General features: G+C 67.7%; 11 protein-coding genes. 3 read left to right on the top strand and 8 right to left on the bottom strand.

From position 1 onward, the window contains the following. Positions 1-27: 27 nt before the first annotated feature. Together AB4Z00_RS24075 and AB4Z00_RS24070 are read left to right on the top strand one after the other, a co-directional pair. Positions 28-2,241, top strand: a complete 2,214-nt coding sequence (locus AB4Z00_RS24075; protein WP_442047526.1) for a hypothetical protein — start codon at positions 28-30, stop codon at positions 2,239-2,241. Positions 2,242-2,256: 15 nt separating this feature from the next. After that, on the top strand, positions 2,257-3,672 hold the full coding sequence (locus AB4Z00_RS24070) for a glycoside hydrolase family 28 protein (protein WP_442047525.1): 1,416 nt from the start codon (positions 2,257-2,259) through the stop codon (positions 3,670-3,672). Positions 3,673-3,718: 46 nt separating this feature from the next. Here AB4Z00_RS24070 and AB4Z00_RS24065 read toward each other — a convergent pair whose 3' ends face one another. The 6 genes from AB4Z00_RS24065 to AB4Z00_RS24040 are packed head-to-tail and all read right to left on the bottom strand — an operon-like array spanning position 3,719 to position 11,521. After that, positions 3,719-4,417, bottom strand: coding sequence for a response regulator (locus tag AB4Z00_RS24065; RefSeq protein ID WP_442047524.1), 699 nt, complete (start codon positions 4,415-4,417; stop codon positions 3,719-3,721). Next, complete coding sequence (locus AB4Z00_RS24060) at positions 4,414-7,059, bottom strand: DUF4118 domain-containing protein (protein WP_442047523.1); 2,646 nt, start codon at positions 7,057-7,059, stop codon at positions 4,414-4,416. Before AB4Z00_RS24060 ends, AB4Z00_RS24065 begins: the two co-directional genes overlap by 4 nt. Beyond that, complete coding sequence (gene kdpC, locus AB4Z00_RS24055) at positions 7,056-7,646, bottom strand: potassium-transporting ATPase subunit KdpC (RefSeq protein WP_442047522.1); 591 nt, start codon at positions 7,644-7,646, stop codon at positions 7,056-7,058. The genes AB4Z00_RS24060 and kdpC overlap by 4 nt, the downstream gene beginning before the upstream one ends. 11 nt (positions 7,647-7,657) lie before the next feature. After that, positions 7,658-9,706, bottom strand: a complete 2,049-nt coding sequence (gene kdpB / locus AB4Z00_RS24050; RefSeq protein WP_442047521.1) for a potassium-transporting ATPase subunit KdpB — start codon at positions 9,704-9,706, stop codon at positions 7,658-7,660. 10 nt (positions 9,707-9,716) lie between these two features. Beyond that, the gene (kdpA, locus tag AB4Z00_RS24045; protein WP_442047520.1) at positions 9,717-11,420 is read right to left on the bottom strand and encodes a potassium-transporting ATPase subunit KdpA; all 1,704 of its coding nucleotides are present in this window, start codon (positions 11,418-11,420) and stop codon (positions 9,717-9,719) included. 11 nt (positions 11,421-11,431) lie between these two features. Beyond that, complete coding sequence (locus AB4Z00_RS24040) at positions 11,432-11,521, bottom strand: potassium-transporting ATPase subunit F (RefSeq protein ID WP_132267089.1); 90 nt, start codon at positions 11,519-11,521, stop codon at positions 11,432-11,434. Positions 11,522-11,918: 397 nt separating this feature from the next. Between AB4Z00_RS24040 and AB4Z00_RS24035 the strand changes: the two genes are divergently transcribed. Next, positions 11,919-13,328, top strand: coding sequence for a dihydrolipoyl dehydrogenase (locus AB4Z00_RS24035; protein WP_442047519.1), 1,410 nt, complete (start codon positions 11,919-11,921; stop codon positions 13,326-13,328). Between the two features lie 55 nt (positions 13,329-13,383). On the opposite strand, the gene gstA is transcribed toward AB4Z00_RS24035, so the two are convergent. Both gstA and AB4Z00_RS24025 read right to left on the bottom strand, forming a co-directional pair. Beyond that, positions 13,384-13,980 carry a glutathione transferase GstA gene (gene gstA / locus AB4Z00_RS24030; protein ID WP_442047518.1) on the bottom strand — a complete coding sequence of 199 codons (597 nt, stop codon included), beginning with the start codon at positions 13,978-13,980 and terminating at the stop codon, positions 13,384-13,386. A gap of 19 nt (positions 13,981-13,999) precedes the next feature. Then, positions 14,000-14,323, bottom strand: a complete 324-nt coding sequence (locus AB4Z00_RS24025; protein ID WP_442047517.1) for a hypothetical protein — start codon at positions 14,321-14,323, stop codon at positions 14,000-14,002. Positions 14,324-14,370: the final 47 nt, after the last annotated feature.

Below are 14,370 nucleotides of genomic sequence, written 5' to 3'. Positions count from 1 at the left end.
TGACGTTGCGGCGGAGAAGGGTAGAGGATGCGGAAATGGCCGCGGCAAGCAGACGGCACGGTCGATAGCGGCAGGCGCCGGCACCTCCTGGTCGGCGCCTTTGCCGCCCTGCATTATGCCGCTTTGCGCAGCTTCCCCGCGATGGCACGCGAAAGCGTGGAGCCTGGCGAAACCCGGTTGAGGCTGCGGGGGGACCGGCCGGGCGAGCGCTTCGAGGGGATCGGCGTGGTGAACGGCGGCGGTGCCACTTCCGTGCTGCTCAAGGACTATCCCGAGCCGCAGCGCAGCCAGATCCTCGACTTGCTTTTCAAGCCCAGGTTCGGCGCATCGGTCAGCGCCCTGCTCGTGGAGATCCCCGGCGACGGCAATGCCACCCAGGGGTCCATGCCCAGCCACATGCACGCGCGGGACGATCTGGATTACGGCCGCGGCTACACCTGGTGGATCATGAAGGAGGCGAAGGCGCGCAATCCCGGTCTCAGTCTCGATGCCACGGCCTGGAGCGCGCCCGGCTGGCTGGGGGATGCGGGGGGGCACTTCGACAAAATGCCGGGACAGGGCGACGCCAAGTTCTTCTCGGCCGATACCGTCGACTATTACCTCAAATGGCTGGAGGGCCTGCGCAGCATTCACGGGCTTGAGTTGGACGCGATCGGCGTCCGCAACGAAAAGGGCGTCTCCTTCGCTTTCGCCAAGGCTTTCAAGACGGCGCTGAGAACGCGCGGTTTCGGGCAGGTCAAATTGCATGCCTTCGACAACTGGCCCGAATGGAAGCTGGATTTCGTGCCGCAAATGCTGGCCGACAAGGAGCTGCGGGACTCGATCGACATCATCAGCGCTCACACGTTCCATTCCAACTTCAAGACCACGCCGGAGGTACGCGCGGCCGCCAGGGCGATGGGCAAGCCGATCTGGAACAGCGAGGACCACGTCTACAAGAAGGGTTTCGACTGCGCCCTGGGCATCGTCGAATGCTTCAATCGCAATTATATCGACAGCGGCGCGACCAAGATCGTCAACTGGTATGACATCGCCGCGCTCTATCCGCTGGAGCCTTACGCCGAAGACCCCGCAGCCCTGCTGGCGCACGAGCCATGGAGCGGGCACTACCGGGTGCGCGAGGCGCTCTGGGGCTATGCGCATTACGGGCAGTTCACCGAGATCGGCTGGACTTACGTGCCGGGCGGCAGCGGGGTGCTGGCGAAAGGCGGCTCTTTCGTCACGCTGAAATCGCCGGACGGCAACTTCAGCACGATCATCGAGACGAAGGGCGCTCAAGGGCAGCAGCGCATCCGGCTGGACATCGGCCCGGGGCTTGTGCGCCGGCCGCTCTGCCTCTGGCGCAGCACCGCACGCGATCAGTTCGCCCGGCAGGCGGATCTCCACCCGCAAGGCGGCAGCGTCTCGGTCATGCTGGAGCCGGACGCGATCTACTCGCTGTCGACCACCACCGGCCAGCAGAAGGGCGCCTTCTCCGATATCCCGGCGCCGAAAGCCTTTCCCTTTCCCTATCACGACCGCTTCGGCGACTATCCCGCGCCGCAAGCGAGCGGGTACCTGCCGCGATATACGGCCGATATCGCCGGCGTCTTCGAACTCACCGACCGGCCCGACGGCAAGGGCCAGTGTCTGCGGCAGGTCGTGCCGGTGCCCACGATCTCCTGGGCGCCGGATTGGCGGCCCTATACGATCCTGGGCGACGCGGCATGGTCCGATTACGAGATCGCGAGCCGGGTCTGGCTTGGCGCCGGGGATGTCGCAGGCATCATGGGGCGGATCAACCATGTCGGCACCGGCTATGGCTTCATCCCCAAGGGCTATTTCTTTGAAGTCGCCGACGGGGGCCATTGCCGTCTGGTCGCCATTCGCGGGAAGAAGGATCCCAAGGCCCCGGTCGGCGATGCCGAACAGCAGGCGCTTCTCGGCAAGGCGGCGGGCGCCTCGCAGGGGGGCGAGTTGCTGCTCGCCCATGGCGCCGTGCCGACGCTGCGTCCGGGCCGCTGGCATGACCTGGGCCTGCGCTTTCAGGGCGAAGAGATCACGGCCCTGCTGGACGGCAAGCCCGTGCTCACGGCGCGGGACGGGCTTTACGGAAAGGGCATGGCCGGCTTGCTGGTCGGGCAGACAGCCGACCGGGTCAGTCGTCCCTGGTTCGCGAACATCATCGTCAAGCCGCTGCGCGGGCCGGAGCCGGCGCCGTTCGTGCCGGGTGCTCGCCATGTGCCCATCTATCGAAGCTGATCAGGAGCCAGGCCGTTGAACCGCATCCTTTCCCGCCGCACATTGCTCCAGGCGGCGAGCGCCGCGCCGCTGCTGACCATGCCCGCCCTCGCTGCCGCTGGCGGAACGGCCCCGCGGCAGCGGCGTGTGCGCGTGAAGGCGCCTTTTGCCATGCCCGATATCGAGGTGCCCGATTTCTCCGCGAGCCGGATCTTCCCGATCACCGATTTCGGCGCGCGGCAGGACGACCAGCAGCGCACCGGCATGGCCATCGACAAGGCGGTGGCAGCGGCCAGCGCTGCGGGGGCCGGCACGGTACTGGTTCCGCCGGGCCTGTGGCCGACCGGCAGGATCCACCTCCGCAGCAACGTCAATCTTCACCTGGCGAAAGGCGCGACGCTGCTCTTTTCCGACGATCCGCAGGACTATCTGCCAGCGGTGCAGACATCGTGGGAAGGTATCGAATGCTACAACTATTCGCCGTTGATCTATGCTTATGGGTGCCACAACGTCGCGATCAGCGGGCCGGGGAAGCTCCAGGCGAAACTTGAGCTTTGGAGCCGGTGGTACGCCCGCCCCAAGGCGCATATGGACGCATTGATCGCGCTCTATCAAATGGCGCGCAGCGACAGGCCGGTGGCCGAGCGGCAGATGGCGGTGGGTGAGAACAACCTGCGGCCGCATTTCATCCAGTTCAACCGCTGCCGCAACGTGCTGGTGGAGGACATTTCGATAGAGGGCAGCCCGTTCTGGACCCTGCATCCGCTGCTTTGCCGCGACGTGGTCATCCGCCGGGTCAGGATCCACGCGCATGGCCACAACAACGACGGCGTGGATCCGGAGATGAGCCAGAACGTGCTGATCGAGGATTGCCAGTTCGACCAGGGCGACGATGCAGTATCGGTGAAATCGGGACGCGACATGGACGCCTGGCGACTGGGCGTGCCCGCGAAGAACATCGTCATGCGCAATTGCCGCATCGTGAACGGCCATCAACTGATGGCGATCGGCAGCGAGCTATCGGCAGGGATCGAGAACGTCTGGGTCGACAACTGCCACTTCGTGGGAGACGGGCAGAAGAAGGACGGCACGGCAGTGCCGATCGACAACCTGCTGTTCGTCAAGACCAACGAGCGCCGGGGCGGCTTCGTCCGCAACATCCACATGTCGAACGTCACGGCCACGACGCTGGCCGGTAGCGTTCTGGCCGTGGAGACGGACGTGCTCTACCAGTGGAAGACCCTGCTGCCCACGTATGTCCGCAAGCTGACCCCCATCGACGGGCTTCACGTTCGGGACGTGCAAGTCGGCCATGCCCGCTCGGTCTGCGCGATCGCCGGGGCAAGCGAACTCCCCGTGCGCAACGTATCGCTGCAAGGCGTGGAGGTTCGCGCGCTCACCGGCCCCGCGGTCGTCACGAAGAACGTCGAAGGCTTCACCAACCGCGCCTGATCGGCCGGTGGCGAGTGGCGAGTGGCTAGGAACGCGGAACGCGGTATCAGAGGTCTTCCGCAAGGCGCAGGCGGTAGCCGATGCCCGCGTCGTTGCCGATGATCCGCGGGCGCTGGGGGTCGGTTTCCAGCTTCTGGCGCAAGGCCCGGACCAGGACGCGCAAGTATTCGACATGGCGTTCTGCGGCGTCGGGCCAGACTCGTGCCATGATCCGGTCGTGAGTGATGACCCGGCCGGGGAATTCCGCGAGCTGGGACAGCACGGCATATTCCTTGGGGGTCAGGCGGACTTCGCGGCCGCCCTTCACGATCCGGCGCGAGGCCAGGTCGATCGAGAGATCGCCTATCACGAGAACGCGGCCGTTCCCGCTGCCGCGTGTCATTCTGCCTCGCAGCGCCGCGCGGGCGCGGGCGAGCAGTTCGGCGATGTCGAAGGGTTTGGTGAGATAGTCGTCAGCACCAAGGTCGAGCGCGGCGACCTTTTCCTCTACCGCGTCGCGGGCCGAAATGACGATGAGCGCCTTGTCGCCATGTCGCTTGATCAGCGGCACCAGTTCCAGGCCATCGCGATCGGGCAGGCCGAGATCGAGCAGGACGAGGTCCGGCTCCTCCTGCGCCAGCAGTTCCAGCGCCTCGCGCGCGTTTTCCGCCGCCACAACGGCATAGTCCGCGTCCGCCATGGCCCTCTGCACGAGGGAGCGAATGTGCGGTTCGTCGTCGACGATGAGGACTTTCGGGGCCGTCATGGAAGGTCCTTGCTATCGAGAGGCACGCCGATCAGCGCTGCGGGAATACGAATGGTGAAGCCGGGGCCCGGGGCCGCGTCATCGCCCGCCGCTTCCACCGACAGATCCATAGCCCGGGCGAAGGCTTTCACAATGCCCTGAACGCGCGCGGACCCGGTGGCGTGGTGAGGCGCGGCCCCGATTATCGAGAGCGTGATCGCGTCGGGCAGGCGGCGGCAGCGGATCAGGAGTTCCCGTTCCGCGGCGCCGCCGGCGCTGTCCAGCAGGATGACGAGGCAATGGCGCAGAAGCACCGGGTCGACCCGCACGGGGGGCATGCCGGGCGCGATGTCTATGGTCACGCCGGAATCCTGCCGTGACCGGCGGGTTTCGTGCAAGGCATCCGCGACGGCGCCGAACAGGTCCGTCGCTTCGGCTTGTACGGGCAGGGCGCCGGTTTCCAGGCGGGCCAGATCGATGAGCGCAGCTGCCAGGCGGTCGAGCCGGGCGGCCTCGGCTTCGATGAAGCCTGCCAGGTCTGCCGAGGGACGGCGCTTCATGTCCCGGGCCGCGGCGACGATTGCGGAGAGGGGGCTGCGCAGATCCTGGTCCAGCGCGGAAAGCAAGGCCGCGTTCAACCCGTCCGGCGCGGCGATCCGGGGCGCCTGCGAATGCTCCGTTTCCAGCGCCATGCGGTCGAAAGCGATGGAGGCCTGATCGAGCAGGCTCATCAACAGGGGCAGTCGGTCGGACCGGAGCGGGTCGCGGGCGTCGCTCCGGGCGATCCCGAGTACGCCAAGGACACCGCGCGCGGTGCGCAGCGGGTGAAACAGCCAGTCCGATGCGGTCAGCGTGGCGGAGCCGCGTCCGGCGGGCAAACCCCTGTCCAGCGCCCACTGCGCGGCGGCCATCTCGATCTGCCCCAGTCGGTCCTCGGGCGGAAAGGCGGCGCGAAGCTCGGGGCCCTGGGGGGTGGGGAGCAGCAGCACCGTCTTCACGTCGAGCAGCCGGGCGACTTCCGCGCAGATCGCCTGGAGCAGCGCCTCCTGCGTCGCCGCGGCGGTGAGCCGGCGCGAGAAGCCGGCCAGCGCGGCGTTCTGGCGCGCGCTCGATCCGGCAAGCTCCGCCTGCGCGTGGACGCGGGCTGCGAACTGGCTGGTGGCAAAGGCCACGCCCAGGAGGACGAGGATGGAGACGACGTTCTCCGGGTTGCTGACCGTCAGTGTGCCGGTGGGCGGCAGGAAGAAGAAATTGTAGGCGAGGCTGGCCGCGAGCCCGGTGAACAGTCCGGCGCGCAGGCCGAATGTCGCGGCGGCGAACATGACCGGCACCAGGAACAGCAACGCGATATTGCCAAGATCGAGCACTTCGACGAGCACTCGCCCGGCCGCGGTCACTGCGGCGACCATGAGCAGGGACCAGAGATAGTGCGACGGCGGCCCCCAGCGTCGGCGCGGGCCACGTTCTCTCCGGCCTCGCGGAACGGGCTCCGCCGCGAACGGCAGGACATGGATCGCCACGTCGCCGATGCTGCCCAGCAGACGGTCCACCGCCGATCCGCGCCGCCGCACGCGCCAGTGGGAGCGGTGAGACTTTCCGGGCAGGATCTGGCCAGTCAGGATCTGGCCAGTCGCGATCTGGCCGATCACCAACTGGGTCGCCCGTTCCTGCCGGGCGAAGTCGCGCAGCCCTTCGACTACACCGACGGCCGGAATGCTGGCGGTGGACGCGCCGAGCCGGGAGGCCAGCGCCAGTGCTTCGGCCAACCGGCGGCGATCTTCCTCGCGGAACTGGCGGTCGCGCCGGGTCTCGATATGGACCGCGCTCCAGGGCGCCCTCAGCGCATCGGCCAGGCGCTTGCCCGCGCGAACCAGCCCGGCCGCGTGGGCATCCGCGCCGATGGCGACCATGATCCGGTCGCCCGCGGCGAAACTGCCCGCGAGGGCATGGGCGCGCAGGTGCTCCAGCATCTGCGCGTCGACCGCCTGGGCCGCGCGGCGCAGAGCCAGTTCGCGCAAGGCCGTGAGGTTGGATTTCGAGAAGAAGTGGCCGAGAGCCCGCGTCGCCTCATGCGGGATATAGACCTTGCCGTCCCGCAGCCGCTCGATCAGCTCGTCCGGGGGAATGTCCACCACTTCGATCTCGGCCTGTTCGAGGATCGAATCCGGCACCGTCTCGCGCACGCGGACGCGGGTGAAGGAGGCGACGACGTCGTTCAGGCTCTCGACGTGCTGGATGTTCAGCGTGGAATAGACGTCGATCCCGGCGTCGAGCAGCTCCACCACGTCCTGATAGCGCTTGGGATGGCGGCTGCCGGGCGCATTGCTGTGCGCCAGTTCGTCGACCAGCACCAGGCCGGGACAGCGTTCGAGAATGGCGTCGAGGTCCATCTCGTCCAGCGCATGGCCCCGGTGATCGACCTGTCGCCGGGGGATGATCTCGTGGCCGCCCAGAAGTGCCTCGGTGTCCCGCCGGCCATGGGTTTCGGCGACGCCCACGATGACGTCGGCGCCGGCATCCCGACGCTGGCGGCCTTCGGTCAGCATTTCCCAGGTCTTGCCCACCCCCGGCGCGGCGCCGAGGAAGATCTTGAGGCGGCCGCGTCCCTCCCGCGCCGCGGCGCGCAGGAGGGCTTCGGGTGAAGGCCGATCGGCTTCGGTCACGGCACGGGCTTGCGGCCGATGGCATCGAGCCGCCGATTGAGCATCAGGACGTTCACGCGCGGTTCGCCCAGAAAGCCCAGGATCGGCCGCTCGACGGACTTTTCGACCAGGGTCTCGACCGCCGCGCGATCGAGGTTGCGGACGCGGGCGACGCGGTCCACCTGGTAAAAGGCCGCCTCGGGGCTGATGTCGGGATCGAGCCCCGAGGCGGAGGTGGTCACCAGGTCGGATGGAACGGGTCGACCGGGTGCCGCAGTCTGCAGCGCGTGAATGTCGTCCCCCACGCGCTCGGCCAGCACGCGCGAGGCGGGGCCGAGGTTCGATCCGGAGGAGGCAAGGCCGTCGTAGCCCTTGCCCGCTGCCGAGGGGCGGGTGTGGAAGTAGCGTTCCGTAATGAAGGCCTGCCCCACCACGGAGGAGCCGACGATCCTGCCGCGTTCCGCGATCAGGCTGCCGCCCGCCTGGGCGGGGAACAGGAACTGCCCCAGTCCGGTGATGGCCAGCGGATAGGCGAGGCCCAGCAGCAGCGCGAAAAGCACTGCCATCACGAGGGCCGGACGCAGCGACGAAAGGATATCCCGGTTCATTCCATGTCTCCTCAGGCGAGGCCCAGGCCGTTCACGGCCATGTCGATGAGCTTGATGCCGATGAAGGGGGCGATCAGTCCGCCCAGCCCGTAGAGCGCCAGGTTGCGCGCCAGCAGCGGGCCGGCGCCCATCGGCCGATACGTCACGCCCCGCAGCGCCAGCGGCACCAGGCAGGGGATGATCAGGGCGTTGAAGACGATCGCCGAAAGGATCGCGCTTTCCGGGGTGCCGAGGCGCATGACGTTGAGCACGCCGAGCCCCGGATAGAGCGCCACGAACATGGCGGGAATGATCGCGAAATACTTGGCGACGTCGTTGGCGACCGAGAACGTCGTCAGGGCGCCGCGCGTCATCAGCAGCTGTTTGCCGAGGCCCACGACTTCGATCAGCTTGGTGGGGTCGCTGTCGAGATCGACCATGTTGCCCGCTTCGCGCGCGGCCTGGGTACCGGTGTTCATGGCGACGCCCACGTCCGCCTGCGCCAGTGCCGGTGCGTCGTTGGTGCCGTCTCCGCACATGGCGACCAGGCGTCCGCCTTGCTGTTCCTTGCGGATCAGCGCCAGTTTGTCCCCCGGCGTGGCCTCGGCCAGGAAGTCGTCCACCCCGGCCTCGGCAGCGATCGCGGCGGCGGTCAGGGGATTGTCGCCGGTGATCATGACGGTGCGGATGCCCATGGCGCGCAGTTCGCCGAAGCGTTCGCGGATGCCGGCCTTGACGATGTCCTTGAGGAAGATCGCGCCCAGCAGGCGGCCGTTCGCAGCGACGGCCAGCGGGGTGCCGCCCGCCCGGCCGATCTCGTCCGTCACGCGGCGTAATTCGGTGGCGGCGGCGGTGGCGGCGGCCTCGGGATGGGCGCGCAGGATCGCCTGGACCGCGCCCTTGCGAACCATGCGTTCATCGGTGTCGATGCCGGAAATGCGGGTCTGCGCCGTGAAGGGTATGACGGTCGCACCTTCGGGCAGCGCGTCCGGGCCAGGTCCGCATGTCTCGCGGGCGAGCAGGACGATCGACCGCCCTTCCGGCGTCTCGTCGGCCAGGCTGGCGAGCAGCGCGGCTTCGGCCAGTTCGGCCATGGTGGCGCCGCCGACCGGGCGGAACTCGCTGGCCTGGCGGTCTCCCACGGTGATCGTGCCCGTCTTGTCGAGCAGCAGCACGTCGATGTCTCCCGCCGCCTCGACCGCGCGGCCGGACTTGGCGAGCACGTTGAAGCGCACCAGACGGTCCATCCCCGCAATGCCGATGGCGGAAAGCAGCGCGGCGATGGTGGTGGGGATCAGGGTGATGAGCAGGGCGGCCAGGATCGCCACCGGCACCGTGCCGCCGGCATAGCTGGCAAAGCCCGGAATCGTGCCCACGGCGATCAGGAAGATGATGGTCAGGCCCACCAGCAGCAGGGTCAGCGCGATCTCGTTGGGGGTCTTCTGGCGTTCCGCGCCTTCGACCAGCGCGATCATGCGGTCGAGGAACCCCTGGCCGGGATGGACGGTGACACGCACGCGGATCTCGTCCGAGATCACGCGGGTGCCGGCGGTCACGGCCGAGCGGTCGCCGCCTGCCTCGCGGATGACGGGGGCGCTCTCGCCGGTGATGGCGGCCTCGTTGACCGAGGCGACGCCCGCGATCACTTCGCCGTCGGAGGGGATGAGGTCGCCGGTCCGGACCAGTACCACGTCGCCGCGCCGCAGGGCGCTGGCGGGCACTTCCTCGTAGCGGTCGTCCGCGCCGAGGCCGTCTCCCTTCAGCCGCCTGGCGGTCAGTTCGGCCTTGGCGGCGCGCAGGGACGCGGCCTGCGCCTTGCCGCGCCCTTCGGCCAGCGCCTCGGCAAACGTGCCGAACAGCACGGTCAGCCAGAGCCAGAGCACGAGCTGGATCTTGAAGCCGGCGGCCAGTCCGTCATGCCCGGCGATCAGCAGGATCGTGAGCAGGACGGCGACGACGGCAGTGGTGAACATCACCGGATTGCGGATCAGTTCGCGCGGGTCGAGCTTGCGGAACGCATCGCCGATCGCGGGGAGGATCAGGTCTGCGGTGAAAAGCGAAGTCTTGGCGGATCGAGCCATGGGTTGATCCTCAGAAAAGCTGGCCGCGGATCATCGCGAGATGATCGGCAACGGGGCCAAGGGCGAGGCCGGGCAGGAAGGTCAGGCCGCCGACGATCAGCACGATGCCGATCAGCAGGCCGGTCCAGAGCGGGCCGGTGGTGGGGAAGCTGCCCGCGGTGGGCGGGGTATGCCTGCGGGCGGCGAGGCTGCCTGCCACGGCCAGCATCGGGATGATGATGAAGAAGCGGCCGATCCACATGGCGATGCCCAGCATGCCGTCATAGAAGGGCGTATTGGCCGTCAGCCCGGCAAAGGCGGAGCCGTTGTTGCCGACCGCGGAGGTGAAGGCATAGAGGATCTCGGAAAATCCGTGCGGTCCCTTGTTGAGCGGTCCGGCCAGCCCGGCGGGCAGGACCGAGGCGAGGGCGGTGAAGCCCAGGATGACGAGCGGCAGGACGGCGATGGCCAGCACCGCCAGCTTGACCTCGCGGCTTTCGATCTTCTTGCCGACATATTCCGGCGTGCGCCCGACCATCAGCCCCGCCACGAAAACGGCCAGGATCGCGAACAGCAGGAACCCGTAGATACCCGCGCCCACGCCGCCGACCACGACTTCGCCGAGCTGGATGTTGAACAGCGGAACCAGCCCGCCGAGCGCGGTAAAACTGTCGTGCATGGCATTGACCGCGCCGCAGCTCGCCGCCGTCGTGACAACCGAGAACAGCGCGGAAGCGGCGATGCCGAAGCGGACTTCCTTGCCCTCCATGTTGCCGCCGCCGAGGCCGAGATGATGAAGCACCGGGTTGCCGGCGGCTTCCTGCCAGTACGTCACGGCCGTGCCCGCCAGGAACAGCGCCATCATCGCGGCCAGGATCGCCCAGCCCTGGCGCGCATCGCCCACGGCCTTGCCGAAAGCGTGAGTCAGCCCGGCCCCGATCGCAAAGATCGAAAGCATCTGCACCAGGTTCGTCAGTGCCGAGGGGTTCTCGAAGGGATGGGCCGAGTTGGCGTTGAAAAAGCCGCCGCCGTTGGTGCCCAGCATCTTGATCGCCTCCTGCGATGCCACGGGGCCGAGCGCCAGCGTCTGCTTCACGCCTTCCAGGGTCGTGATATCGACCGATCCCGCCAGGGTCTGCGGCACGCCGCTGGCGATGTAGAACAGCGCCAGCACGGTGCAGAGCGGCAGCAGCAGGTAAAGCGTCACCCGCGTCATGTCGGCCCAGAAATTGCCGATGCCCGCTGCGCTCCTTCGGGCAAAGCCGCGGAACAGTGCGAAGGCGAGCGCTATGCCGGTGGCGGCGGATAGGAAGTTGTGCAGGGTCAGGCCCAGCATCTGGCTGAGGTTCGACATCGTCGATTCGCCTGCGTAGCTCTGCCAGTTGGTGTTGGTGGTGAAGCTGACCGCCGTGTTGAACGCGAGGTGCTCGCCCACGGCGGGAAGGCCGCGCGGGTTGAGCGGCAGCAGCGCCTGCATCCGCAGCACGAGATAAGTCAGCAGGAGCAGCACAGCGTTGAAGATCAGCATGTGCACGGCGTAGCGCCGCCAGGACTGGTCCTCCTGCGGATCGATGCAGGAAAGGCGATAGAAACCGCTCTCGACCGGGCCGAGCACGGCGTGGAGCGGGGTGCGGCGGCCTTCGTAGAGCGCGAAGAGCCAGAGGCCCATCGGCCGGACAAGCGCCAGCAGCAGGCAGACGAAAGCTGCGATCAGCAGCCATCCCTGATAGGTCATGGGATCGCCTCCTAGAAGCGTTCGGGCCGCGCGAGCACGGCAACGAGGTAGACGAGAAGACCGAGCGCGGTTCCCGCGCCCAGCCAGAGATCGATGGTCATGGCTGCCTGCTCCTCACGCCCTGTCGCACAGCGCCGCGTAGCCGAGGCTCGCCGCCAGCAAGGTCAGGAAGAGGCCGATCCAGAGGATGTCCTGCATGGTGATGCTCCTGCACGCCCATCGCCGCGCGGTGCGGCGGAAGCGATTGCAGCAGCCCCGCTAGCCCCATCCGCCGTAAACATTCGAGACGAGGCTGGGGCCGGTCGCATAGGATTTGCATATGATGGCCCGCACGGGGCCGCTGGCTGGGCCGCCTGCTTCATGAGCCGCAAGTCCCGCCAGAAGGCGCGAACACTTGGCGCCCTCGCGAGTTGTTCCAGGCAAAGGAGACAGCGATGACGAAGATACGGCAGCCGGGCGACAGGGCCCGCTGGAACAGCCATGGCGGCGCGGCCCGGCATGACTGACCGGACCTGCGATGTCGCCATCATCGGCGCGGGCACGGCGGGCCTTGCTGCCGAGCGTGCGGCCCGGACCAATGGCGCCTCCACGCTGCTGATCGATCCGGCCTTTGCCGGCACCACCTGCACCACGGTGGGATGCATGCCTTCGAAACTTCTGATCGCCGCGGGCCAGGCGGCCCATGCGGCCCGGCACGCGCAAGTCTTCGGCGTCCGCGCGGAGCCTGTCGTGGATGGCGCCGCGGTCATGGCGCGGCTGCGGGCGCTGCGGGACGGGTTCGTGGCCGGCGTGAAGGCCGAGTTCGAGAAGCTGCCCAAGGGCACGATGCTGAAGGGACGCGCCCGGTTCGAAGGTGCGGGCAAGCTGGTCATCGACGACGGCACCGGCGTCACGGCGAAAGCCGTCGTGATCGCCGCCGGCGCCATACCCTCGGTTCCCGATTTTCTCAGCGAAGTCGGTCATGCCGTGCTGACGAACGAGACATTGTTCGAGCTTGAGGCGCTGCCCGGCTCCGTCGGTGTGATCGGCGCGGGCCCCCTGGGCCTCGAACTGGCGCAGGCGCTGGCGCGGCTGGGAGTGGACGTTGCCGTGTTCGACGAAGGCGAAAGCCTGGCCGGACTGGAAGACGAGGCAATCGCGCAAAGCCTGCGCCAATGCCTGGAAGCCGAATTCGCGGTCCATCTCGGCGTGAAGCTCTCGGCGAAAGCCTCGGGCAAGCAGGTCCGCCTGTCCTGGACGGGGAAGTTCAGGGGGGATGCGACTTTCGACCATATCCTGGCCGCAGCCGGCCGCCCTCCGCAGCTTGCCGATCTGGGGCTGGAAACCACCGGCCTCGCTCTCGACAAGCACGGCGCGCCGAAGACCGACCCGCGGACGATGCAGTGCGGCGATCAGGCCATCTTCATCGCCGGTGACGCTGAGCATGGCCGCCCGGTACTGCACGAGGCGCAGGCCGAAGGCGCCATCGCCGGTCGCAACGCCGCCCGCTTTCCCGAAGTGAAGCCGGGGCGCCGCATGCCGCCGCTCTCGATCATGTTCACTTCGCCCGCCATGGCCCGGGTCGGCGAAGTGCCGGAAGGCGCGGCAACGGTGCGCGGCGCCGCCTCCTACGAAGACCAGGGACGCGCCAAGGTCTTCGCCACGAACGCGGGCTGCGTGAAGATCGATGCCGATGCGAAAGACGGCCGGTTGCTGGCGGTCCAGATGGTCGGGCCGGCCGTGGAGCACAGTGCCCATTTGTTCGCGCTGGCCATCGACCAGGGCCTTACCGCCGACCAGATGCTCACCATGCCGTTCTATCATCCGACTTACGAGGAAGGCCTGAAACCGGCGCTTCGGGCGATCTGCGATGCGATCAGCGCACCCACCGCCTCCGACCGGGACGATGGCTTCATGCCCGGCGGATGACGGCCCGGGCCAGACCCTGACTCTAGGCCGCCTAGCCTTCTAGCCCCCTAGTCCCCTAGGCCCCTAGCCCCTCCTCTGCCAACGCCTGCAGGATCGCGGCGCGCTGTGAGAGACGCTCGTAGTAGGACGAGAGGTGGGGCGGCAGGTCGAGGCCGACTTTCTCCCTGGCCCAGAACAGCATGACGAAGAGGTAGCAGTCGGCGACGCCGAACTGATCGCCCAGCGCGAATTCCTGGCTGGCCAGCGCATCCTCGAACAGGCCGAAACGCTTGCCAAGCTGGGTCTTCGCGGCGGACTTCGCCTCGTCCGAGGAGCCCGGCTTGAAGAAAGGCGCGAAGCTCTTGTGCAATTCGGTCGAGATATAGGCGAGGGCCTCAAGCGCCCGGAACCGGCCGAGTGGGCCCTGCGGCATGAGGTTTCCGGCCCGGTCGGCGATATAGCCCAGGATCGCCACGTTTTCCGTCAGGACACCCCCTGCGTCGAGGCCGAGGGCCGGGACATAGCCCTTGGGATTGACGGCAGTATAGTCCTCGCCTTCGGCGGTAGTGCGGGCCTTGAGATCGACTTTGTCGGTGGTGAAGGGCAGCTTGCTTTCGATCAGCGCGATATGGTCGGCAAGGCTGCAGGCGCCGGGTGCGTAATAGAGCTTCATGACGGTTCCTCTTCCTGGATCAGGCTTCAAGCGTCCTGGCCTTGCGATCGGCCCATTCCCTGCCGGCGTCCCCGCCCCACAGCAGCCAGGCAATGAACCCGGCCGAAGGGTCGCTGTTGGAATTCCATTTGTGAGTCGCGGTGTCCTTGTCCACGGCGTGACGGGCGAAGTAGCTGTGCATGGACTTCACGTCGCCTGCGCGAAGATCGTGGCGGCCGGCCAGCTGGTGCGCGCGCTCGACGCCCACTTTGGTCCCGCCGCGGCCGAACTTTTCGCGCAGGCGGAGCCCGCGCCTCGCGGCTGCGGCCATCTTCATCGTGGGCCTGAAATGCGGCTCGGTCATCCATCGCTCTCCCGATCTGACGACAGGTCAACGTCGCCAGGCATCGG

The sequence above is a fragment of the Novosphingobium sp. YAF33 genome (assembly GCF_052113265.1).
Classification (GTDB): domain Bacteria; phylum Pseudomonadota; class Alphaproteobacteria; order Sphingomonadales; family Sphingomonadaceae; genus Novosphingobium.
Note: the sequence above shows the minus strand (reverse complement) of the source record. Positions and strands in the feature narration are given on the sequence as shown.